The sequence below is a fragment of the uncultured Roseovarius sp. genome (assembly GCF_947489715.1).
Taxonomy (GTDB): domain Bacteria; phylum Pseudomonadota; class Alphaproteobacteria; order Rhodobacterales; family Rhodobacteraceae; genus Roseovarius.
Genome location: NZ_CANLER010000005.1, coordinates 47683 through 70641, shown reverse-complemented (window position 1 = coordinate 70641; position 22959 = coordinate 47683). Strand labels below are relative to the sequence as shown.

At 58.2% G+C, this 22959-nt stretch carries 23 protein-coding genes and 2 tRNA genes; 8 read left to right on the top strand and 17 right to left on the bottom strand.

Translation table 11 applies throughout. The features are described from left to right. Window positions 1-60: 60 nt before the first annotated feature. Entirely contained in the window at window positions 61-1029 is a 969-nt protein-coding gene (locus Q1B27_RS13895; RefSeq protein WP_299848390.1) for a LysR substrate-binding domain-containing protein, read from the top strand. A 261-nt stretch (window positions 1030-1290) separates the two neighbouring features. On the opposite strand, the gene Q1B27_RS13890 is transcribed toward Q1B27_RS13895, so the two are convergent. After that, a tRNA-Tyr gene (locus tag Q1B27_RS13890) sits at window positions 1291-1374 on the bottom strand. Window positions 1375-1509: 135 nt separating this feature from the next. Here Q1B27_RS13890 and rlmB point away from each other — a divergent pair. From rlmB to Q1B27_RS13875, 3 genes are all read left to right on the top strand, one after another. After that, the gene (gene rlmB / locus Q1B27_RS13885; protein WP_299848389.1) at window positions 1510-2286 is read left to right on the top strand and encodes a 23S rRNA (guanosine(2251)-2'-O)-methyltransferase RlmB; all 777 of its coding nucleotides are present in this window, start codon (window positions 1510-1512) and stop codon (window positions 2284-2286) included. A gap of 165 nt (window positions 2287-2451) precedes the next feature. Further along, window positions 2452-2721, top strand: a complete 270-nt coding sequence (locus tag Q1B27_RS13880; protein WP_299848388.1) for a hypothetical protein — start codon at window positions 2452-2454, stop codon at window positions 2719-2721. A 214-nt stretch (window positions 2722-2935) separates the two neighbouring features. Next, entirely contained in the window at window positions 2936-3409 is a 474-nt protein-coding gene (locus Q1B27_RS13875; RefSeq protein ID WP_299848387.1) for a CoA-binding protein, read from the top strand. 9 nt (window positions 3410-3418) lie between these two features. Here the strand turns inward: Q1B27_RS13875 and Q1B27_RS13870 are convergent, their stop codons facing one another. The 3 genes from Q1B27_RS13870 to hisF are packed head-to-tail and all read right to left on the bottom strand — an operon-like array spanning window position 3419 to window position 4796. Beyond that, window positions 3419-3718, bottom strand: coding sequence for a Dabb family protein (locus tag Q1B27_RS13870; RefSeq protein WP_299848386.1), 300 nt, complete (start codon window positions 3716-3718; stop codon window positions 3419-3421). 2 nt (window positions 3719-3720) lie between these two features. Continuing rightward, window positions 3721-4035: a phosphoribosyl-ATP diphosphatase gene (locus Q1B27_RS13865; RefSeq protein ID WP_299848385.1), complete on the bottom strand. Its 315-nt coding sequence runs from the start codon at window positions 4033-4035 to the stop codon at window positions 3721-3723. Then, the gene (gene hisF, locus Q1B27_RS13860) at window positions 4032-4796 is read right to left on the bottom strand and encodes an imidazole glycerol phosphate synthase subunit HisF (RefSeq protein WP_299848384.1); all 765 of its coding nucleotides are present in this window, start codon (window positions 4794-4796) and stop codon (window positions 4032-4034) included. Before hisF ends, Q1B27_RS13865 begins: the two co-directional genes overlap by 4 nt. Window positions 4797-4898: 102 nt before the next feature. Here hisF and Q1B27_RS13855 point away from each other — a divergent pair, with 102 nt between their 5' ends. Further along, the gene (locus Q1B27_RS13855) at window positions 4899-5348 is read left to right on the top strand and encodes a DUF302 domain-containing protein (RefSeq protein WP_299848383.1); all 450 of its coding nucleotides are present in this window, start codon (window positions 4899-4901) and stop codon (window positions 5346-5348) included. Window positions 5349-5379: 31 nt separating this feature from the next. On the opposite strand, the gene hisA is transcribed toward Q1B27_RS13855, so the two are convergent. Next, window positions 5380-6102 carry a 1-(5-phosphoribosyl)-5-[(5-phosphoribosylamino)methylideneamino]imidazole-4-carboxamide isomerase gene (hisA, locus tag Q1B27_RS13850; RefSeq protein ID WP_299848382.1) on the bottom strand — a complete coding sequence of 241 codons (723 nt, stop codon included), beginning with the start codon at window positions 6100-6102 and terminating at the stop codon, window positions 5380-5382. 135 nt (window positions 6103-6237) lie between these two features. Here hisA and Q1B27_RS13845 point away from each other — a divergent pair, with 135 nt between their 5' ends. Beyond that, complete coding sequence (locus tag Q1B27_RS13845) at window positions 6238-6630, top strand: DUF2147 domain-containing protein (protein ID WP_299848381.1); 393 nt, start codon at window positions 6238-6240, stop codon at window positions 6628-6630. Between the two features lie 39 nt (window positions 6631-6669). On the opposite strand, the gene Q1B27_RS13840 is transcribed toward Q1B27_RS13845, so the two are convergent. From Q1B27_RS13840 to Q1B27_RS13825, 4 genes are all read right to left on the bottom strand, one after another. Further along, the gene (locus Q1B27_RS13840; RefSeq protein ID WP_299848380.1) at window positions 6670-7593 is read right to left on the bottom strand and encodes a glutaminase; all 924 of its coding nucleotides are present in this window, start codon (window positions 7591-7593) and stop codon (window positions 6670-6672) included. After that, window positions 7594-8232 carry an imidazole glycerol phosphate synthase subunit HisH gene (gene hisH / locus Q1B27_RS13835; protein WP_299848379.1) on the bottom strand — a complete coding sequence of 213 codons (639 nt, stop codon included), beginning with the start codon at window positions 8230-8232 and terminating at the stop codon, window positions 7594-7596. 35 nt (window positions 8233-8267) lie between these two features. Next, window positions 8268-8855, bottom strand: coding sequence for an imidazoleglycerol-phosphate dehydratase HisB (hisB, locus tag Q1B27_RS13830; RefSeq protein WP_299848378.1), 588 nt, complete (start codon window positions 8853-8855; stop codon window positions 8268-8270). 138 nt (window positions 8856-8993) lie between these two features. Next, window positions 8994-9068 (bottom strand) — tRNA-Gly (locus tag Q1B27_RS13825). A gap of 262 nt (window positions 9069-9330) precedes the next feature. On the opposite strand from Q1B27_RS13825, the gene Q1B27_RS13820 reads away from it, so the two are divergent. After that, entirely contained in the window at window positions 9331-9663 is a 333-nt protein-coding gene (locus tag Q1B27_RS13820) for a DUF1330 domain-containing protein (RefSeq protein WP_299848377.1), read from the top strand. A 55-nt stretch (window positions 9664-9718) separates the two neighbouring features. Here Q1B27_RS13820 and Q1B27_RS13815 read toward each other — a convergent pair whose 3' ends face one another. The 8 genes from Q1B27_RS13815 to Q1B27_RS13780 all read right to left on the bottom strand — a co-directional run bounded on the left by Q1B27_RS13815 (window position 9719) and on the right by Q1B27_RS13780 (window position 20080). Further along, the gene (locus Q1B27_RS13815) at window positions 9719-11290 is read right to left on the bottom strand and encodes a GMC family oxidoreductase (protein ID WP_299848376.1); all 1572 of its coding nucleotides are present in this window, start codon (window positions 11288-11290) and stop codon (window positions 9719-9721) included. Between the two features lie 27 nt (window positions 11291-11317). After that, the gene (locus Q1B27_RS13810) at window positions 11318-11842 is read right to left on the bottom strand and encodes a Twin-arginine translocation pathway signal (protein ID WP_299848375.1); all 525 of its coding nucleotides are present in this window, start codon (window positions 11840-11842) and stop codon (window positions 11318-11320) included. A 23-nt stretch (window positions 11843-11865) separates the two neighbouring features. Beyond that, a complete protein-coding gene (locus Q1B27_RS13805) occupies window positions 11866-12261 on the bottom strand; it encodes a VOC family protein (protein ID WP_299848374.1) in 396 nt (131 codons plus the stop codon). Window positions 12262-12352: 91 nt separating this feature from the next. Then, entirely contained in the window at window positions 12353-12646 is a 294-nt protein-coding gene (locus tag Q1B27_RS13800; protein WP_299848373.1) for a ribbon-helix-helix domain-containing protein, read from the bottom strand. A 271-nt stretch (window positions 12647-12917) separates the two neighbouring features. Beyond that, window positions 12918-13307: an MAPEG family protein gene (locus Q1B27_RS13795; protein WP_299848372.1), complete on the bottom strand. Its 390-nt coding sequence runs from the start codon at window positions 13305-13307 to the stop codon at window positions 12918-12920. A gap of 96 nt (window positions 13308-13403) precedes the next feature. Further along, window positions 13404-16844, bottom strand: coding sequence for a pyruvate carboxylase (locus Q1B27_RS13790; protein WP_299848371.1), 3441 nt, complete (start codon window positions 16842-16844; stop codon window positions 13404-13406). A 234-nt stretch (window positions 16845-17078) separates the two neighbouring features. After that, complete coding sequence (locus Q1B27_RS13785) at window positions 17079-18242, bottom strand: alpha-hydroxy acid oxidase (protein WP_299848370.1); 1164 nt, start codon at window positions 18240-18242, stop codon at window positions 17079-17081. Window positions 18243-18298: 56 nt separating this feature from the next. Next, window positions 18299-20080 (bottom strand): diguanylate cyclase, encoded by a 1782-nt coding sequence (locus tag Q1B27_RS13780; protein WP_299848369.1) that lies wholly within the window; start codon window positions 20078-20080, stop codon window positions 18299-18301. Window positions 20081-20265: 185 nt separating this feature from the next. Here Q1B27_RS13780 and Q1B27_RS13775 point away from each other — a divergent pair, with 185 nt between their 5' ends. Next, complete coding sequence (locus Q1B27_RS13775; protein WP_299848368.1) at window positions 20266-22608, top strand: ATP-dependent helicase; 2343 nt, start codon at window positions 20266-20268, stop codon at window positions 22606-22608. Window positions 22609-22959: the final 351 nt, after the last annotated feature.

Genomic DNA, 22959 nt, shown 5'->3' with positions numbered 1-22959 from the left:
CGATCACCAAGATAATAAATAATTTCAAACCCACATTTGCGTGAGACATAAGATATAATTGTGCTTGAAGCCGCTCAAACGATATTAACTTTGCTTGTCTCATCAGGAATACTTATGGATAAAGTTCGAAGTCAGTTGCCGCCGATGACAACACTTGCTGCGTTCGAGGCCTCTGCGAGGCTACGCAGTTTTACCCGTGCATCAGAGGAGTTATTTATCACGCAAGCCGCAGTAAGTCGGCAAATTAGGATTTTGGAACAGTATCTTGGCGTGAAACTGTTTGACCGCACTCACAGGCGGATTGAACTGACCGAAGCAGGCCAGCGTTTCCAGCATTCGGTGTCTGTCGCTTTGGACTTGCTTGCGAATTCAGCGGGTTCAATACGGGTTGAAAACACGCCCCATGATCTGACCCTGGGGGCGGATCTTTCGATGGCCCATCTTTGGCTGATGCCTCGGTTCCACGAATTCCAGGCGCAGTTTCCTGAGATTTCCGTAAACATCATCGCGTCGGATAGCGAAGGGGATTGTCTGAAAAGCGGTGTCGACATGGCTTTGTTGTACGGAGATGGAAACTGGCCGGGATTTGATGCGACCTTGCTTGTCTCAGAGGAGATATTCCCGGTTTGTGCCCCTGAATATTTGCAGAACAACCCACCAATCTTGGCCCCAAGGGATTTTCTGGATCATACCTTGTTGGATCTCCGGGGCGACCGCTGGGATTGGGTCGACTGGCATCAATGGCTGACAAAGAAGAAGATCCCATTCTCAGAGGACATGCGATCACTCGGGTTTAACAATTTGCCACTTCTCATTCAGGCCGCATGTGCCGGACAGGGAATAGCCCTTGGGTGGGACCGGCTACTCGACCGGCAATTGGGTAATGGCGAATTGGTGCAACCTTTGAAAGTTTCTCTCAAGACCGGCCGTGGGTATTTTCTTGTGAAACGGTCGGGCGTGAAATTGACCCAAGAGGCTACGGTATTGGAACGTTGGGTTTTGCAGACCTCACAGAAGAGCGAGGAATGAGGAACCCCTACCATCTGGAACCTCGGGGTGCATGAAAGGAGCGAGTGCGATGACGATGTTAGTGAGTAGCACAATTTCGTCACCTTCTGGCACGGTCTGATCGATGACTTTCCCATCTCGCGACCCCTTCAGACATGAAACCCGGTGATCTCTTAACCAAGTGACTTGTAGCGACCGTTCAGCCAGAAAACGCATGTATTTGTCTCACCTGTGCGTCGCACCGGCGGGTTTTGCGTTCTAAGTACTCGAGAAAGAAGAAAATGGTGGGCGACCCTGGAATCGAACCAGGCGTGCGTCTCCGCGAGGGAGTTACAGTCCCCTGCCACACCTTGCGGCCTGTCGCCCACTGCCAGCGGTCAAACCGCTTGACGTGCAGCGCTGATTACTAGCGCGGCCCGGCACCGTCAACAGGAAAATACCTTGCACAACGCCAAGACGCAGCGCATTGTCGCGCGCTCAGGAAAAGGGGCGATTGAAGCCATGAAAAAACCCCGTTGGGTGGTCGAAAAAGAGCAGGCAAAGCGGGCGGTTGCAGCGGAAACGCTCTGGCTGTTTGGCTTGCATGCGGTTCGCGATGCGTTGCAAAATGAAGCCCGTGAAAAGTTACGACTTGTCGTTACGAAAAATGCGCATGACAAGCTTGCGGATGCGATAGAAACCTCTGGTATGACGCCCGAACCTGCCGACCCGCGTCGGTTTCCGGCGCCCATTGATCCGCAGTCGGTGCATCAGGGGGCCGCGCTTGAGGTGAAGCCGTTGGATTGGGGCACATTGGCAAGCCGCTGCCTGGGAGATGGGGAAAGCCCGCCTCGTGTGATCCTGTTGGACCGTGTTACCGATCCACATAATGTCGGCGCGATCTTGCGATCGGCCGAAGTTTTCGGAGCTTGTGCCGTGATCGCCCCGCGCCACCATGCGGCACCCGAGACTGGCGCGTTAGCGAAGACCGCCAGCGGTGCGCTGGAGCGTCAACCTTATCTACGTATTCGCAACCTTGCGGATGGGATCACCGAACTTCAGTCGATGGGCTATGTCGTGCTTGGCCTTGATGGTGAGGCCGAAATGACCATAGAGCAGGCAGTCGAGGGGCGGCGCAATCGGCCCATCGCGCTGGTGCTTGGGGCAGAAGGGCCGGGGTTGAGGCAGAAAACACGCGAGACCTGTGATCAGTTGGTTCGGATCGATTATGCAGGTGGTTTCGGATCGTTGAATGTATCGAACGCGGCTGCGGTGGCGATGTATGCCGCGCGACCTTGATCAAGGTCATCATCTGTTTTGTGAGCCGTTATTGGCGATCTTGCCCTTGCGACAAGGGGCGCGCCGCCCAATATCAAGGCGAAGAAACGCCGACTGGAACGCCGCACAATGCCACAAACCCGTAAGATCGCGACCTGCTGTTACTGCGGCGCAAGAAGCATTTTGATGCTGGATCAGGCCCGGCATGAGCTGAGCTGTTCAGCTTGTGGTGCACCTCTTCATGACATGAAGTTCATGCCCATATCACCAGCGAAGCCCGAGAAACGCGCAGAGAGTATGCGAAAACCTACGCCATATCGACCAAGCCGACGTAAGTTTTCGGATGATGATAAGCGGCGAAACTTTCGCAAACCGGTGAAGCAAAAAAAACGAAAACCGCTGTCACGCAAGATTTTTGAAGAGCTTTGGGACGTGGTTGAAGATATCTTCGATTAGGTCCCCAATTTTAACACTCTGTTCACACCTGTATTACATTCTCTTTTTATTCCTAAAGCAGGACCTATCTATATTACAGAAGCGTTGATCTGGAACATCAACGTTTCACTTCACTGTCCCTCGTTCCGCGACTGGCGCCCAGGTTTCCCTGGGCGCTTTTTTTATCCGTACAAATAGTTAAAGTGTGCAAAGCGATTCCAGCCAAGGCTTTGAGATGTCGGAAGAATATTCAGACGCATATTTGCGCAAAGTCTTGACCCGGACAAAGACCATTGCAGTGGTCGGTGTTTCGATGAACCCAATACGCCCCAGCTATTATGTGGCGCGCTATCTCGCACTCAAAGGGTTCACGGTGATTCCGATCAATCCGGGTCATGCGGGCAAAATGTTGTTTGGCCAACTCGTCAGGGGCTATTTGTCGGAAATAGAAGACCCGGTCGATATGGTCGATATTTTTCGCAGATCGGAACACGTACCGCCCGTGGTCGAGGAGGCGCTGGAAACCTTTTCGGGACTACAGACGATTTGGATGCAGATTGGCGTCGTCCATGAAGAGGCTGCTCAAATGGCACGTGAGCGCGGCGTTGAGGTGATTATGAACCGCTGTCCCAAGATCGAAAACCAGCGGCTTTTCGGAGAACTCAGGATGGGTGGTTTCAATACGGGCGTTATTTCTTCAAAACTTTAAAAACGTGCGTCAAGTAGCTGAAAACGCTTTGAAGTCTGCTGCAATTCTTATTTCACGCATGGGTCGGACCCGCGCAATACACGCCTCGTAAATCGGATTGGATTTGTAAGCGGCAAGGGCGGCCTCATCAGCGAACTCAGCATAGACGACAACGTCTATTTGGGGCCCGGAAATTGTATCGCTGTGGATATTCTCTCCAACTTCGAAATGGCTGCTGTCCGGAATATCCTTGAGCATCATCAGCCCGTCGCGAATGGCCTTGATATCGGTGGGATCAGATGCGCTGAAAAAAACGATGTGACGGATCATGTTCAGCCCTTCTTTCTTGCGGCTTTTTCAACCAGACCACTGGTGCCTTGCCTGCGGGCAAGCTCTCGCATGACATCGGACAGCGCCACATCACGTGATTGCAACATCACCAGCAGATGGAAAAGCACATCGGCAGCCTCGTTGGTCAGCGCTTCCCTGTCGCCCCGAACGGCTTCGATCACGGCCTCAACAGCCTCTTCTCCGAACTTTTCAGCACATTTTTCCGGGCCTTTGCCAAGCAGTTTGGCGGTCCAGCTTTCAGACGCATCTGCTGTTGCGCGTTTGGCAATGATTTCTGCCAGATCATCAAGTGTCATACGTCCAACCTCATCGCGATACCCGCGTTGGACATATGCGCTTTGGCTTCGGCGATCGAGTAGTCACCGAAGTGAAAAATCGACGCAGCCAGCACCGCACTTGCGCCACCTTTTGTCACCCCGTCGACCAAGTGATCCAAAGTGCCGACCCCGCCAGAAGCAATGACCGGAATATTCACCGCGTCACTGATGGCGCGTGTTAGCGGCAAGTTGAATCCCGCGCGTGTGCCATCACGATCCATCGAGGTCAGCAGAATTTCACCGGCACCGTTGGCTTCGACCAACCGGGCAAATTCAACCGCGTCGATGCCAGTTGGTTTGCGTCCGCCGTGGGTGAAGATCTCCCACTTTCCGGGGCTTACTGTCTTGGCGTCGATGGCAACCACAATGCACTGGCTGCCGAATTGATCCGCGGCCTGGCGTACCACATCCGGGTTGGCGACCGCGGCGGAATTAAAGCTGACCTTATCAGCCCCGGCCAGCAGCAAAGCGCGTACATCTTCGACCGTTCGCACACCGCCGCCCACAGTCAGCGGGATATAGCATTGTTCGGCTGTGCGGCGCACCACGTCGAACATCGTTCCCCGGTTTTCATGGGTGGCCTGAATGTCCAGAAAACACAGCTCGTCAGCGCCTGCGGCATCATAAGCACGTGCCGCATCAACGGGGTCACCGGCATCCACCAGGTCAACGAAATTCACGCCCTTGACCACGCGGCCATCGGCCACGTCCAGACAGGGGATGATACGGGTCTTGAGCATGTTCTTGCTTTCCGTCACAAAACTCACGCAACCGTTTATGGGCAAATTGGTCCACATGCCAGAGGATAGGCATGCACCTGTCGGATTTTTGAGGAGATCGTCATGAAAAAAATTATCACCGCTGCCGCGTTGTCAATGGCTGCCGTACCTGCTGTAGCCAGCGAGGACATCGTGAAAGTCAAGGCCAGCGGAGATGTCGCCAGCACCATGGATGCTTTGGAAGCCGCCGTGACCGGGGCAGGGGCCACGGTATTCGCCCGCGTCGACCATGCCGCCGGGGCGGCGAAGGTGGACATGGAATTGGCGCCGGAGCAGGTGCTGATCTTCGGTAACCCCAAGCTGGGCACACCGGCGATGCAGGATGACCCGCTTGCAGGGCTCTACCTGCCGATGAAGGTGCTGGTCTATCAGGATGGTGACGGCCAGACATGGCTTGCCTATGAAGACCCTGCCGAAATGCTCGAAGACCTAAATGTGCCGAAAGATGCAGAATACGTGAAAAAAATGACCGGCGCGCTGGCTAAACTGACGGGCAAGGCGTCGGGAATGTAGATGTTGCAGAATGCTGTTTTTGAAGTGTTTTTTAGCTTTTCAGCGTATTCAATGCTTCCTTAAGATCAATCGCGCCATCATAGAGGGCTCGGCCAGAAATTGCGCCGTTTAAAGCCGCACCGCAATCGCGAAGGGCGATCAGATCGTCGAGCGAACTGACGCCACCCGACGCGATCACCGGAATGCTGACCGCGTTGGCGAGTGCCGCCGTGGCCTCGGTGTTCGGGCCCTGCATCGCGCCGTCGCGGTTGATGTCGGTGTAGATGATCGCGGCCACGCCCGCATCCTCGAAGGATTTCGCCAGATCGGTCACTATCACGTCGGTTTCTTCCGCCCAGCCCTTGGTGGCGACACGACCGTTGCGGGCGTCGATACCCACCGCGACCTGACCGGGGAACGCTTTGGCAGCCTCGCGCACGAGGCCTGGGTTTTCCACGGCCACAGTGCCTAGAATGACCCGCGCAAGCCCCTTTGACAGCCAACGTTCTATTGTGGCCATTTCGCGGATGCCGCCTCCCAACTGGGCTGGCACCTTGGTACGCGACAGTATCGCCTCGACCGGGGCGGCATTGATCGGCTCACCCGCAAAAGCGCCGTTCAGATCGACCAGATGCAGCCATTCGCAACCCGCTTCGACGAACTCCATTGCCTGCGCTGCAGGATCGTCATTGAACACGGTGGCCTGGTCCATCTCACCTTTGAACAGGCGCACGGCCTGGCCGTCTTTCAGGTCGATGGCGGGGTAGAGGATCATGGCGTGGCCCTTTCAGCGAAATCTTGCCCGCCGTTTTGCACGCGCGGACAGCAATTGCAACGCGACCCAACGTCAGACTTGATCGAAATCCATCCCTTGGCCAATGTCGCGCAGAGTTTCAGGGAGGACGAGACCATGAAGAAATTAGCACTCAGCGCCGCCGCATTGATCCTGAGCGCCAGTGCCAGCTTTGCAGACCCGGTTGAGGGCGTCTGGAAGACCCAGCCCGGCGATACCGGCGGATATCTGCATGTCACTGTCTCAAAATGCGGAGAGGCGATCTGTGGTGTCATCAAGCAGGCCTACAAAGAAGGTGGAGCGGTCTCCGAGGGATACGAGCATCTGGGCAAGCGAATGCTTTGGGACATGCAGGCCAAGGGGGAGGGGGCTTATGCTGGTGGCAAGATATGGGCCCCGGATCGCAACAAGACCTACAAGTCGAAAATGTCGTTAAATGGCAATACGTTGAAAGTGTCGGGTTGCGTGGCCGTGATTTGTCGCAGCCAGAGTTGGCAACGCGTCAAGTAGCTGAACTGAGTAGGCTGCCTGACATGTTAGACGTCTGACTTAGAACACCGACCAGCCGGTTTTTTCTGCCAGAATCTGCATCGCCTCAGTGCCCAGCTTCGAGTTGCCGTAGCGGTTGAGCCCTGGCGACCAGACTGCGACTGAGGCGATGTTAGGGACAATCGTAAGGATGCCGCCGCCAACGCCGCTTTTGCCCGGCAATCCGACACGGTAGGCATAGTCGCCCGATCCATCGTAATGCCCGCAGGTCATCATCAGGGCGTTGATGCGGCGGATGCGGTCGTCCGAAACCAGCCGGGGTGCCTCAGGTCCGCCGACGAGAAACAGGCCCGCATTGGCCAGTTGAGCGCAGGTCATTTCGATGGCGCATTGATGGAAGTAGGTGCCAAGGGTCTGTTCCGGCGCATTTACCAGATTGCCATGGGATAAAAGGTAATGCGCCATCGCGAAATTTCGGTGGCCCGTGGTGATTTCGGACTGGGCCACCTGATCGTTGATATGGATTTCATCGTCACTCGCAGCGGCACGAACAAACCGTAAAATAGCGCCCAGCGTTTCGCTAGGGGTCGCCCCTTCTAGCACGGTATCCGTGGTCACGATTGCCCCTGCATTTATGAAGGGATTGCGAGGCCGGCCTTTTTCCTGCTCAAGGAGGATTACGGAATCAAAGGCCTGCCCCGATGGTTCACGTCCGACCCGCTGCCATAAACGATCGCCCACTTTCCCCAGGGCCAGCGCCAGAGTGAAAACCTTGGAAACCGACTGGATCGAAAAGCGCGTATTTGCATCCCCAGCGATGAGTGTCGACTGACCGGGCCGAGAGACCGCCATGGCAAATTGATCCGGGTTCACGCCCGCTAGTTCGGGGATGTAATCAGCGACGCGGCCCTTATCTGTTGTCGATTCCGCTATGGATGCAATTTCATCAAGAATTGTTTGCAACTGGGGGGCCGTGATCGACATCTAGGGTGTCCAGCGCATGAAATTGGCGATCATCCTCAGGCCGGTAGTTTGGCTTTTTTCTGGATGAAATTGTGTGCCGACCAGGTTGTCGCGCCCAACAACAGCCGTGATCTGGTTGCCATATTCTACATGTGCCAGCCTCTGGGTCGGATCGCTCGCCCGGAAGTGAAAGGAATGCACAAAATAGGCGTGTTGACCGCTTTTTATTCCCTCAAAGACAGGATGCGGGTGATCAATCACCAAATCGTTCCACCCCATATGCGGTACTTTCAGATCGGTGTGGTCTGGCAAGATCGGCTCGACCGTGCCACTGATCCAGTCAAATCCGGGGGTTTCGGCATATTCCAACCCTTTGGTCGCCATCATCTGCATGCCGATACAAATGCCCATGAAGGGACGCCCGCCATCAATTACCGCTTCTTTCATGGCTTCAAACAGGCCCCGATGATCGAAAAGTTCCTTGCGGCAGGCTGGAAATGCACCGTCGCCCGGCAGCACCACGCGGTCAGCTTTACGCACCTCATCAGGGTCCGAGGTGACCCGGACCTTGCCCGCGCCGACTTCTTCCGCCATCCGGCGGAATGCTTTTTCTGCCGAATGCAGGTTGCCGCTTTCGTAGTCGATAATGACGGTCGTCATTGCTTTTCCTTCACCGCGCATCGCGCCGGGATGTGTCAGAGCGCACCTTTGGTCGATGGGATCGCATCTGATTTGCGCGGATCTGTTTCAACCGCTTCCCGCAGGGCACGTGCCACAGACTTGAAAGCCGCTTCGGCGATGTGGTGGCTGTTGATCCCGTGCAGCGCGTCCACATGCAGTGTGATGCCGCCATGGGTGCTGAAGGCCTGAAAGAATTCGCGCACCAATTCGCAGTCAAAACTACCGATCTTGGGCGTGGGCAGATCAAGGTTCCACACCAGAAAGGGCCGTCCTGACAGGTCCAGCGCGGCGCGCACAAGCGCATCATCCATCGGCAAGAGACACGCACCATAGCGGCGAACGCCTTTCTTGTCGCCAAGTGCCTTGGTCAGAGCCTGACCAAGCGCTATCCCCACATCCTCGACCGAATGGTGGTCGTCGATATGCAGATCGCCCGAGCAGCGGATTTTCATGTCGATCAGCGAATGCCGTGCCAGTTGATCCAGCATGTGATCGAAAAACCCGATGCCGGTCTGGTTGTCATAGCTACCGGTTCCGTCGAGGGATATCTCGACGCTGATATCGGTTTCGGCCGTCTTTCGCGTGATCAAAGCGCTGCGCATAAGGCATCTCCGCTGGTGTATGCACTGCGGTGTATAAGTCGGCTTTGTTCGCCCGCCAAGAGGAATGGGGCTTCATAGGCAAAGCCGTTGCCAAAACACCCCCTAGGGGGAAGTCTATTCATGTCTGGATGGAAAATTTGGAGCGGGTGATGAGATTCGAACTCACGACATTTACCTTGGCAAGGTAACGCTCTACCCCTGAGCTACACCCGCGTCCTTGGGTGAGGCGTCAGATATAAACTATGGGCGTCCCCTGCAAGCGAAAATCGCACCGAGGATGCAATTTTTTGCCGCTGCCCTGACGCGACCGGACTGTCTTTGCACGAAATCGGGCGATGTCAGGATGTTGAGACGCCTGCAAACCATACTAATGTCGCAGTGTTGGCGACATATCCCGGCTTCTTTGAAAAACGCTAACGCGTTAGGTTCGTTCTCGCCAGCGTCCAGAGTGGCGCAAATTCAATTGGAGGGGAAAATGGCCGTATACCTGATCGCGCTTGTGAACGTGAAAGATGATGCCTGGATACCGGATTATGCCGCCAAAGTGCATGACCTGGCGGACCGGCACGGTGGCAAATATTTGAGCCGCAGCGCGAACATTACACAATTAGAGGGCGACGCGCCAAATGCGGATGTGGTTGCCCTGATTGAATTTCCGTCCGTGGATGCGGCCCAGGCTTTTGCCGCAGACCCTGATTACGCCCCCTTTGCCAGGGCGCGGCGGGATGGAACCGATAGCAGCTTGTTCGTGATCGACGACACCGATGCGACGGGCGGCATCCCCTATCTGCCGTCGGGCGCGGCATGAACTGAGCCCGGCGCCCTTGGTAAAGGGCGCCGGATGTTTCTATGCTCCTGACCGGTCAGAGATTTCCAGCTGACAGTTCATTCGCGATGTGATCGGCCTGCCGGATCGCCAGAGCAACAATGGTAAGCGTTGGGTTTTCCGCCGCGCCGGTGGTGAATTGCGAGCCGTCGGAGATGAACAGGTTCTCGATATCGTGCGTGCGGCCATTGGCGTTGACGACGCCATCCCGTGGATTTTCCGACATCCGGTTGGTGCCCAGATTATGCGTGGACGGGTAGGGTGGTGTCGGGAAAGTCCGCGTCGCCCCAACTGCATCATAGACAGCCGCACCCTGTTTATAGGCGTGATTGCGCATCGCAATGTCGTTGGGATGATCATCGAAGTGAACGTTCGGAACCGGCATGCCGTAGTCATCCTTGACGTCATGGTTCAGCGTTACCCGGTTCGTTTCCTGTGGCATGTCCTCACCCACGATCCACATGCCAGCCATGTTTTCATAGCTGTCGAGTGCGGTTGTAAACTCACGCCCCCAGCCACCTGGATCAAGGAAGGCGGCCATGAAGGGCAGGCCAAGTGCCAGCGTTTCCAACTCATACCCGCCGACAAAACCTCGTGACGGATCGTGTCGCGCTTCGTCCTGTATGATGCCCGCCATCGTGGTGCCACGCCACATCTTCACGGGCTGCTCGAACGTTGCGTAGACGGATCCGGTCATGTGCCGCATGTAGTTGCGCCCCACCTGGCCCGAGCTGTTGGCCATCCCGTCCGGATACATCGAGGTAGCGGAATTAAGCAATAAACGCGGGCTTTCGAACGAATTGCCCGCCACGCAGACGGCACGCGCCATCTGCTTGTGTTCATTGCCTTCGGCGTCGGCATAGACCACACCGTTGACCTTGCCATCCTCGCCATGTTCGATCCTGAGAACGTGGGCCTTTTCGCGCACCTCCAAGTTGCCGGTGGCCTCGCCATTGGGGATGTCGGTATAGGCCGCCGACCATTTGGCGCCCCATTTGCAACCCTGAAAGCAGAAACCGGTCTGCTGGCAGGCGGGGCGACCGTCATTATCAGCACTGTTGATGGCCATGCGGCCGGTGTGAACCTCTTGGTAGCCCAGTTTCTTCGCGCCAGCCTCGAAAACCTTGTAGTTGTTGTTCCCTGGCAGGCCTTCACGCCCACCGGTGCGGGTGACACCCAGCTTGTTTTCCGCCAATTCGTACCACGGGGCCATTTCCGATTCGTCTATGGGCCAATCCAGCAGATTTGCGCCCTGGACATCCCCATAGGTGGTCTTGGCCTTCCACTCATGGTCCTGGAAGCGCAGAGAGGCACCGGCCCAGTGGGTGGTGGTGCCGCCAACCGCCTTGACGATCCAGGCGGGCAGGCCTGAAAAGTCCTTGGCGACGCGCCAGTCGCCGGATGTGGTGCGCGGGTCAAGCCAGGCCAGTTGCCCGAAACTCTCCCATTCGTCATTGACATAATCCTCGGGCAGGTAACGCCCACCTGCCTCAAGTGCCACAACGCTAACCCCGCGTTGCGCCAGTTCATTGGCCAGAACGCCGCCACCGGCGCCTGTTCCGATCACGACAATCACACTGTCGTCGCTCATTTCAAATGGTGCAGCCATAGTCTGTTTCTCCTTGCTGGCTATGGCTTAAAGCCAGTTGATGTCGTTGAAGCCACGGTCGATGTAACCGCCCTGGGAATAGGATTCACCTTCGTAGCCAAAGAGCGGCCACACCGCCTTTTGGTTATAAAGGCCCGTCACCAGGCCACCGCGGACCTTCTGGAAGAACGCGCTGTCTTCCATCGCGCGCAGGATGTCGACACGGTCGCGTTCCCACCCGATTGAGAGGTAATCTGCGTGGCCTTTGCCGCGGGCGACCGCATTCAGGGCGGCAATCCCGGCCTCGACACCATCAGCGGCATCTGCGGTGTCATAGCCTTTGACCGCGACGGCATAATATTCGTCGCCCACATGGTCATGCGGGTAAATATCGCGTGCCATCTGGATCAGTGTCGCCATGGTTTCAGGTTTCAGAGCGGTAGTTTCCATCGCCCAAGCCGCATCGGCCCCGGCGACGAAACTGCCACCAACAACAAAGCTGGCGCCTGCGGCCATCGTCCTCGACAGCAGCTCTCGCCGGGTCAGCCCTTTCGGGTCTGCTATATCTTTCATCTCGTTTCCTCCCTTGCGTTTTGTCATTTGAAGCGCCCGCCGCGTTGCAATACCTCGATCTCGTAGCCATCCGGATCGGCCACGAAAAAGAACTTGCCGACAAGTTTGCCGTCGGGCGCAAATTCCACTATTTTACGGGGGGTTAGCCCCTCTTCTTCAAACCGGGCATGTTCGGATTCCAGGTCCTCGACCAGCACGGCGAAATGGCCGTAACCATTGCCCAGATCATAGGGTTCGGACTGGCCTTTGTTGACGGTCAGTTCCAGTTCGAACGTGCTTTCGGAATTGCTCAGATAGACCAGCGTGAAGTTTTCGAAATCCAGCCGGTCGGCAACCTCGAGCCCGAAAGCCCTGCTGTAGAAATCGAGCGATCGCGCCTCGTCCAGGACACGAATCATGCTGTGAATGGCTTTTGCCATCGGGCCCTCCCAAACCGTTGTTGTTTCAGGAAGGCTAGCGCGCCGGTGCAAAGCCCGGGTAGTAAATGGATACTACGTGGCGCGGTAGCGCTTATTCAGCGGCGATCTGGGCGCTGTTGGTGCCAGCACCGCTTTCGAGATAGACTAGGCAGGCGCAGCGCAGAAGCGAGGTGAAATTCTTGGGTTCTCCATGTAATTCAAGCACTTCTGCGTGAAGTTTGGAGACGAATGCCGGGGCGGTCAGCCCCTCGTTTTCGGCGATTTCATCGACGATACCCCAGAAAGAATTTTCCAGTCTGATGCTGGTGCTTTGACCGTTCAGCCGCATCCGGCGGGTTTCAAGTTGGTAACGATCTGGATCCTGTCCGGCAAACATGCGGCACATATTTCTTAACTCCTGTGGCGGCAGTGGTCCGGTGAGCCGGACTCTGTGGCTGAGAAAGAAAATAGCATGCCGGGCGAAAATTTCATCCGGAAATCCAAAATGCCCTCTGGGCGTGAGGCAAAACGTACAAAGCGTACGATCTGTACGCGCGAAACGTACGGAAATCCGGGTGATTTCAGGTGCGGGCGTACGGGACGTACGCCTTGTACGTTTTGATCGCGGATTTTGTGGGTTCAGAAAATCGCGCCCGAGAGACGATGAGTGCCGCCCGTCAGCTAAGCGCGTGCCCGATATTGGCAAGCGCGGTCAGGATCAGCATCAGGAAGGTGAGCGCCATGCCAAGCTTGCGCATCGGGATGACTTGCGGCGTCACCCCCAGCCCGTAGGCATGGACCACGCGACCCGTCAGCAGCATGAGGCCCAGAAAGTGGGCAACCCAGCCCGGCGCGCCCTGCAATTCGGCCATCGCCAGAAGGATCAGACCGATGGGCGCGTATTCGGCACAATTGGCCTGAACGCGCACGCGCTTTTGCAGATCCTTATCGGCACCATCGCCGACGGAAACCTTGGCCGAGCGTCTGCGGAAAATCACGCGGACGCTGAGGAACACCAGCAAGAGGCCGATCAGGCCGCCATAGAGGGGGGTGATGGTGAGGCTCATGCACGGGTTCCTTCCGGTCTAAAAACGAAGATGCGCGAACCATAGGAGATTCGCGCATCCGTTAGAATTCTTACGCTGGGTAAAGCGCCGACCCGCTTATTCCAGTTCGATCAGCAGATCCTTGGCGTCAATCTGACCGCTGGCCTGAACGTGCACGGCTTTGACCACCGCGTCACGCTCGGCGTAGATGCCGGTTTCCATTTTCATTGCCTCGATGGTCAGCAGCAGATCGTCGGCCTTGACCTCTTGCCCTGCAGTCACGGCCACGCTGGCCACCACGCCGGGCATCGGGGCGCCCACGTGATTGGCATTGCCCGGCTCGGCCTTGGGGCGCTGGGCGGTCTGCGATTTGACCAGACGGTTCGGCACACGAATAACGCGCGGCTGACCGTTGAGTTCAAAAAACACGCGAACCTCGCCATCGTCCTGGGTTTCACCCACGGCTTGCAGGCGGATTTCGAGGATCTTGCCCGGGTCAATCTCGACGCTGATCTCTTCGCCCGGTTCCATCCCGTAAAAGAAGGTGCGGGTGGGCAGGGTGCGGACCGGGCCATAGGTCCGGTGGCGGCCCATGTAGTCAAGAAACACCTTGGGATACATCAGGTAGCCGTTCAGATCCTCGTCATCGACCGGCTTGCCTTCAAGCTCTTTGCTGAGGGCCGTGCGAGTCGCTTCGAGGTCGATGGGTTGCAGATGCTTGCCAGGGCGTTCGGTATTGGGTTTGTCGCCCTTGAGTATCTTGTTGACGATGGTGTCGGGGAAGCCGCCGGGAGGCTGGCCCAGATTGCCGCGCATCATGTCAACCACGGAGTCGGGGAAGGCCACGTCGACGCCGGGGTCTTCGACCTCGGCGCGGGTCAGGTTCTGGCTGACCATCATCAGCGCCATGTCACCGACGACCTTGGACGAGGGCGTTACCTTGACGATATCGCCGAACATCTGGTTGACGTCGGCATAGGTGCTTGCCACCTCGGGCCAGCGTTCTTCCAGCCCGACCGAGCGCGCCTGCGCCTTGAGGTTGGTGAATTGGCCGCCGGGCATTTCGTGCAGGTAAACCTCGGAGGCGGGGGCGGCCAGGCCGCTTTCGAAGGCCACGTATTGCGCGCGGACCTGCTCCCAGTAATCCGACATCTCGCGGATGCGGGCCATGTCCATGCCGGTGTCGCGGTCGGTATGGGCCAGGGCCTCGACGATCGAGCCAAGGCAGGGCTGGCTGGTGCCACCGGAAAACGCATCCATCGCCGCATCGACCGCATCCACGCCCGCGTCGGCGGCGGCCAGGATGGTGGCCCCGGCGATGCCTGACGTGTCATGGGTGTGGAAGTGGACGGGGATGTCCAGATCGTCCTTCAGGGCCTTGACCAGAACGCGCGCGGCGGCGGGTTTCAGCAGGCCTGCCATGTCCTTGAGACCCAGGATATGTGCGCCGGCGGCCTGCATTTCCTTGGCCATTTTGACATAGTATTTGAGGTCATACTTGGCGCGGTCCGGATCGAGGATATCGCCGGTATAGCAGATCGTGCCTTCGCAGATGCGACCCGTGTCCACCACCGCATCCATCGCGACGCGCATGTTTTCCACCCAGTTGAGGCTGTCGAAGACGCGGAAGACATCGACACCGGTTTCCGCCGCCTGGCGCACGAATTCCTGCACCACGTTATCGGGGTAGTTGGTGTAGCCGACGCCGTTTGACGCGCGCAGCAGCATCTGGGTCAGCAGGTTGGGCATGGCGCGGCGCAGGTCGCGCAGGCGTTGCCACGGGCATTCCTGCAGGAACCGGTAGGCCACGTCAAAGGTGGCACCCCCCCAGCATTCGACGCTGAAAAGCTGTGGCAGGTTGGCGGCATAGGCGGGCGCGGCCTTGACCATGTCGATCGAACGCATCCGCGTGGCCAGAAGGCTTTGGTGGCCGTCGCGCATGGTGGTGTCGGTCAGTAGCAGGCGTTTTTCGGCCAGCATCCAGTCGGCCACGGCCTTGGCGCCTTTTTCCTCCAGCAGGGTCTTGGTGCCGATGGGCGCTTCGCCTTGCAGGGCAGGGGGTTTGGGCAGTTTCACATCCGCGGCCGTGCCAGCACGTCCTTGGGTTTCGGGGTGCCCGTTGACGGTGATGTCGGCGATGTAGGTCAGCACCTTGGTGCCGCGGTCGCGCCGCCTGCCGAAATTGAACAGTTCGGGCGTCTGGTCGATGAACTTGGTGGTGTATTCGTTGTTGAGGAACGTGGGGTGCTTCAACAGGTTCTCGACAAAGGCGATATTGGTCGAGACACCGCGAATGCGGAATTCACGCAGGGCGCGGTCCATCCGGGCGATGGCAGCACCGGGGGTCTGGGCGTGGGCGGTGATCTTGACCAGCAGGCTGTCATAGTAGCGCGTGATCACGCCGCCGGAATAGGCGGTGCCGCCGTCAAGGCGAATGCCCATGCCGGTGGCCTCGCGGAAGGCGGTGATGCGGCCGTAATCGGGGATGAAATTGTTCTGCGGATCCTCGGTGGTGATCCGGGTTTGCAGGGCGTGACCATTGAGGCGCACATCTGCCTGCGTGGGTTTGCCGGTGGCTTCGGCCAGGGTCTTGCCCTCGGCGATCAGGATCTGGGCCTGCACGATGTCCACATCGGTCACTTCCTCGGTGACGGTGTGTTCGACCTGCACGCGGGGGTTCACCTCGATGAAGTAGAACTGGCCGCTTTCCATATCCATCAGGAATTCGACGGTACCGGCGCATTCATAGTTCACATGTTTGCAGATCTTGTAGCCAAGATCGCAGATTTCCTTGCGCTGTGCGTCACTCAGATAGGGGGCGGGGGCGCGTTCGACAACTTTCTGGTTGCGGCGCTGGACCGAGCAGTCACGCTCGTAAAGGTGGTACATGTTGCCGTGTTTGTCACCGAGGATCTGAACCTCGACGTGGCGGGCGCGCAGGATCATCTTTTCCAGATACCCTTCGCCATTGCCAAAGGCGGCTTCGGCCTCGCGGCGGCCTTCGAGCACTTTTTCTTCCAGCTCTTCGGGTTTCATGATCGGGCGCATACCGCGACCGCCGCCACCCCAGCTGGCCTTGAGCATGAAGGGATAGCCGACTTCGTCTGCCTGGCGGCGGATTTCATCCATATCGTCGCCCAGCACCTCGGTGGCGGGGATGACCGGCACACCGGCTTCGACGGCGACCTTGCGGGCGCTGGCCTTGTCACCAAGCGCGCGCATGGTTTCGGCCTTGGGACCGATAAAGGTGATGCCGTTGGCGACGCAGGCATCGACGAAATCGGGGTTTTCCGACAGCAGGCCATAGCCCGGATGAATCGCGTCGGCCCCACATTCCCTGGCCACGCGGATGATCTCGTCAATCGAGAGATAGGCGGCAACTGGACCCATGCCTTCGCCGATGCGATAGGCCTCATCGGCCTTGAAACGGTGCAGGCCCAGCTTGTCCTCTTCGGCGAAGACCGCCACGGTGCGTTTGCCCATTTCATTGGCGGCGCGCATGATGCGGATCGCAATCTCGCCGCGGTTGGCAATCAGGATTTTCTTGAATTCTGCCACTGGCCTATCCCCTGTTGTCCCAAGTTTTCGCGTTAGGAACGGGGCTGGCGCGGGCTGAAATTTGCTGCGTTGCAGCGCCATTCCTGCCGCCTTGTAAGATTTGTGAAAGGTTTGCGCAATGCCCCAGCGTTAACGGGTAACACCTTAGCGAGAGAAATTACCCGAAAGTGCGGTTTTGATTGTCGGAGGTTTCGTGCATATTATATTTTCAAGTCAGATAATTATGCTGCGAACTTAATCTTGACCGGGTGGTGGGGGTGACCCGTAGGGAATTACCCGATCGCGCACATCCAGCAAAGATTTGCTGCCCAGTTGCCCCATGTTCGATTGCAGATCGGCGCGCAGCAGGTCGACCAGATGGGCAGGGCCCCGGTCGCCCAGTGCCGCCACCGCATAATGCCAGGCACGGCCCATCATCACGAAATCCGCGCCCCCCGCGATGGCCCGCAGGATATCAAGCCCGCCACCGATGCCGCCATCCAGGATGATCGGCAGGGTGGTTGCGGCGCGCACCTGTGTGAGCGCGTCGATGGTGGCGGGGGCCGCATCGAATTGCCGTCCGGCGTGGTTGGAGACCCAGATCGCATCGACGCCTTCACTTTCGAGGGCGGTGGCATCGTCGGCATGCAGCACCCCTTTGATGACCATCGGCCCGTCCCATGCGTCGCGCAGCCAGCGCAGGTATTCCCAATCCGGCGAGGTGCGCAGCATGTACCCGGCATGGCTGTTCGAGGGCAGGCCCTTGACCTCACCGGCATAGGAATCGATCAGCCGCATCCGGGGCATGCCCATCCGCGCCATGCCCATTGCCCATGCCGGACAGCGCGCGACCTGCGCCAGGATGCGCGGGGTCAGGCGCGGCGGCGTCATCAGGCCCGACCGCACCTGTCGTTCCCGGCGTGAGGCAACGGGGACATCAACAGTCAGCACCAGGGTTCTGAAACCGGCCGCGCGGGCGCGGGTCAGCATGTCGGTGCGGATGTCGGGATCGCGCGGGGGATACATCTGGAACCAGCCGTGCGCGCCCATCAACGGGCCGATATCCTCGGGCGTGCGGCTGGCCACGGTGGACAGCGAATAGGGGATACCGGCATCGGCGGCGGTGCGCGCCAGAATACGCTCGGCATCCGGCCAGATCAGCCCGGACATGCCCACGGGAGCAATGCCGAAGGGCAGAGGCAGGTCCTGCCCCAAAAGGGTGACGCTGAGGTCGGGGTCGAACTCTCCATGCAGGATCGAGGGCATGAGCAGACGCGCATCAAGCGCTGTGCGGTTGCGATCCCGCGCTTTTTCGGCGCCGGTGCCGCTGTCGAGGAATTCCCAAACGAAATGCGGCAGGCGGCGTTTCGCCTTGCGGCGCAGATCTTCGAGGCCGGGATATTTTAGCATCAGGTCCATGCCCTGTTGTCCCGGTAGAGACGGGGCTTGTCCATATGGAAATTAGCTGTGCTGTGCTATTCGGCGGCCAGACCGTGGGGCGGCGTTTGCGGCGATGCATTTTTCGACGCGTCATTTCCGGGTTTTTCAACCTGCGCGACAACCACCTGATTTCGCCCGTTATCCTTGGCTTTATATAAGGCCTCGTCGGCGACGCGCAGCAGGTCCTGCGGCATGCGTCCGTGATCGGGATAGCTGGCGATGCCCGAGGAAATGGTGATTTTTGGCAGCGCTTTTTCACCATAGCGGACCGAGATTGCAGCGACATCGCGGCGCAAGCTTTCAATCCGGTCCTTCAGCTCAGGCTGCGGCAAATCTGGCAGCAAGAGCATGAATTCCTCGCCCCCCATGCGGCAAGGCACCTCGTCGCCATCGCAGTTCTTGATCAGCAGGTCGCCCACGGCGCGCAGCACCATGTCACCGGCATCGTGGCCGTGGTTGTCATTGAATTTCTTGAAATGATCCACGTCGATATAGACCAGATGCAGGTGTGACGCATTGGCGTCTGCCCGGGCGATCAGCTTGCGCATGCTGTCCAGCATATGGCGGCGATTGAAAAGGCCGGTCAGCGGGTCACGGATCGAACGATCCTCGAGCTGGTCGCGCATGCGAACATTGGCGATGGCCATCGAAATCTGCTCGGCACACATCTGGGCCAGGCGGCGGCTTTCGTCAAACGCGTCACTGGTGGCGTCCTTATGCTTTTTGAGATGCATCAACCCTACGGTTTCACCCAATGCCAGGATCGGGAAACAGAAATAGGGGCGCCCGTCATTGGGTTCGGTATGCTCGCAGGCGAAATCCACCTCGCTCTGCCCGAATTGATAGGAGCGACCACGGCGCAGGCCCCAGCATGCTTCGGGGTGGATATGTTCGTGATGCGACCCGCCATTCCACGAGGCCGACCCGTCCAGCACATCGCGCGAGTTCGAATAGACGTAAAGCGAGCCTTCGCTTTCCGGCAGGATGTGTTTCATGAAGCGCGCGACCATATCGAAGAGTTCGGTCAGGGAGCGGCTGGATTGCAGCCATTCATTCAATTCTCCCAGCAATTTGACCTCACGCGCGAGCCTGATCTGTCGCTGCATCATTTCGCGTTCTTCGCGGGCGCGTTCCTGGAGGTTTTTCAATTGCTTGCGGGAGGTATACACGATCAGCCCGATGGCCAGCGTCATCAGGAACAGCACCACGCAGGCGGCTATGAACAGCCAGTCGCTGATGCTTTGCAAAAACGTCTCATGCAGGAGTGTGACATCCGAATAGAATTTGATCGCGCCGATGCGGGTGCTGTTCCGGACGACCGGCGCGTAAATCTCATAGACAGTGCGATCTTGGACCTCGTCATAGTTCAGCGCGTGGCGGGCCAGGTCTTCGATCTCTTCTGGGTGAAAATGCAGATGATTGAGGGACAATTCCCCCGCAGCATGACTTGCCTCTGTCGGCGGATGGTCCATCTGCCCGTTGCTTTCTGCGTGGCTGGACCAGAAAACCGTGCCGTCCATGCCGATGAACGAAATCCGGAAATAATCGGCAACATCGGGGATGCGCGACAATCTCTGCTTTTCGTCGACGCTGAGCGACTGGCTTTGGAAGCTGCCGGCATCGTCGTCCAGTTGCATCAGGACACGTTTTTGCCAAAGCTGCGCCTGGGATCGGATGTCGGTTTCCAGCAGCCAGTCGACAATGGGTTCGGGGGCGTGCCGGACCGCAAAGACCGAGGCGCTGAGGCTGGCCACCAGGAACGCCGCCAGCAGCGCGGTCTTGATCCACGAACGGCGTGTGCCAACCTCTGTGTTCATCGTCGTCTCCTACGCGCGCCTTGGAGACGGTAAAATGCCGGGATTTGATGTGTGTGCCCTTAATGAAATCGGGCAAAGCCATGAAAGTTGCGTTGCATTCGATGAAATTTTTCTAGGCGGGTTGGCGTGGAACATTCTAAGAACGTCTCTTTCCCTTTGGATCAAGCCGCGCTATCGTTTCGCGCATGAGCAGTTATGACGAATCTGATGCATTCGAGGGCGCGTCGCTGGCGGTGCGTGCGATGGCGGCCCGGCCACGGCCCTATCTTGACGGGCTGAACCCCGAACAGCGCGCCGCGGTCGAGGCGTTGGACGGCCCGGTTCTGATGTTGGCGGGGGCGGGGACGGGCAAGACCAAGGCGTTGACCACGCGGATCGTGCATCTGCTGAACACTGGTACCGCGCGGCCCAACGAGATTCTGGCCGTGACCTTTACCAACAAGGCCGCGCGCGAGATGAAAGAGCGCGTGGGCCGGATGCTGGGGGAAGCGGTTGAGGGGATGCCGTGGCTGGGCACGTTCCATTCGATCTGTGTGAAGCTGCTGCGCCGCCATGCCGAGCTTGCGGGGTTGAAATCGAACTTTACCATCCTGGATACGGACGATCAGCTGCGTCTGATGAAACAACTGGTTGCGGCGGCGAATATCGACGACAAGCGCTGGCCCGCCCGGGCGCTGGCAAGCATCATCGACAACTGGAAGAATCGCGCCTGGACGCCGGATAATGTGCCCGCTTCGGAGGCCGGGGCCTATGACGGCAAGGCACCCGCGCTCTACAAGCAATACCAGATCCGTCTGAAGGAGCTGAACGCTGTCGATTTCGGCGATCTGCTGCTGCATGTGGTCACGATTTTCCAGACCCATGAGGATGTGTTGCAGCAATATCAACGCTGGTTCCGGTACATTCTGGTGGACGAGTATCAGGATACCAACGTGGCCCAGTATCTGTGGCTGCGGCTGCTGGCGGGGGCGCATAAGAATATCTGCTGCGTGGGCGATGACGACCAGTCGATCTATGGCTGGCGCGGGGCCGAAGTGGGCAATATCCTTCGGTTTGAAAAGGATTTTCCCGGCGCGCATGTGGTGCGGCTAGAGCAGAATTACCGGTCGACACCGCATATTCTGGCCGCGGCATCCGGCGTGATCGCGGGCAACAAGGGGCGCCTGGGCAAAGAACTTTGGACCGATGCCAAGGACGGCGAGAAGGTCCGGCTGATCGGCCATTGGGACGGCGAGGAGGAGGCGCGCTGGATCGGCGAAGAGATCGAGAGCATGCAGCGCGGCACCCGCGGGATGCGCGGCTTTTCCCTTGACGAGATGGCCATTCTGGTGCGCGCCTCGCATCAGATGCGTGCCTTTGAGGATCGGTTTCTAACCATAGGTCTGCCCTACCGGGTGATCGGCGGCCCGCGGTTCTATGAGCGGATGGAAATCCGCGATGCGATGGCCTATTTCCGGCTTGTCACCTCGCCCTCGGATGATCTGGCGTTCGAGCGGATCGTCAACACGCCCAAGCGGGGCCTTGGGGACAAAGCGCAACAGAAAATCCAGATGACCGCGCGGCAAAACGGCGTGCCGCTGATCGACGGTGCGCGGATATTGCTGGACCAGAAGGGGCTGACCGGCAAGGGGGCGACCGAGTTGGGCAAGCTGCTGGAGGGGCTGGAACGCTGGGGCCGCATGACCGGTGACAAGCAGATCACCCATATGGAACTGGCCGAGATCATCCTGGATGAAAGCGGCTATACCGGCATGTGGCAGAACGACAAGACACCCGAGGCGCCGGGCCGGCTGGAGAACCTCAAGGAACTGATCAAGGCGTTGGAGCAGTTCGAAAATCTGCAAGGGTTCCTCGAACATGTCAGCCTGATCATGGATAATGACAGCCAGGAGGCGGGCGAAAAGGTCAGCATCATGACGCTTCACGCGGCCAAGGGGCTGGAATTTCCCGCCGTGTTCTTGCCGGGCTGGGAAGACGGACTGTTTCCCTCGCAACGGTCGATGGATGAAAGCGGCCTCAAAGGGGTCGAGGAAGAGCGCCGCCTGGCCTATGTGGGCATTACCCGCGCCGAGGAGCTGTGCACGATCAGTTTTGCCGGGAACCGCCGGGTGTTCGGGCAGTGGCAATCCTCGATGCCGTCGCGGTTCATTGACGAGTTGCCTGAGGCCCATGTGGAGGTGCTGACCCCGCCGGGGCTTTATGGTGGTGGCTACGGTGCTGCGGGAATGGAAAGCAGCATCGAAACCCGCGCGGCAGAGGCCAATGTCTATAACTCACCGGGCTGGAAACGCTTGCAATCGCGTGCCGGTCACCGCCCCGTTGCCCAACCTTCGGAAAGCCGCCATTCGGTGATCGACGCCGAGGCGGTAAGCTCTCATACGATGGGAGAGCGGGTTTTCCATCAGAAATTCGGCTATGGCGCAATCATCGGGATCGAGGGTGACAAGCTGGAGATCGAGTTCGAGAAAGCGGGCATCAAGAAGGTCGTGGCCCGGTTTGTCAGCGGGGCCGAAGATATTCCGTTTTAGTAATGAGTATGGGTTATTTAACTTAGGAAATTGGTGTAAGAAATTGAATTCATTTATTAAAATAGGCTTTTTCTGCACGGCTGTCCTGGCGTGCGGCCAGTGCACAAGCGACGCGACGTCGACCGGTGAACCAAAGGCGGCCGCAGCAGAAACCCCGCAACATAAAGCAGCTCCCCAGCCGCATCCGCGCACTGTGAAATTGGCGGATTGTATCAATGAAAAAAACGGAAACGACACGCGTACCCATCGATATGCGGCGCCTGTTTTGGTTGCGCACCCGCGGGTGTTGCGACGCGATAGACAGCAGTTCGTTCACGGCATGATCGGGTATCACACGACCTGGTCAATCTA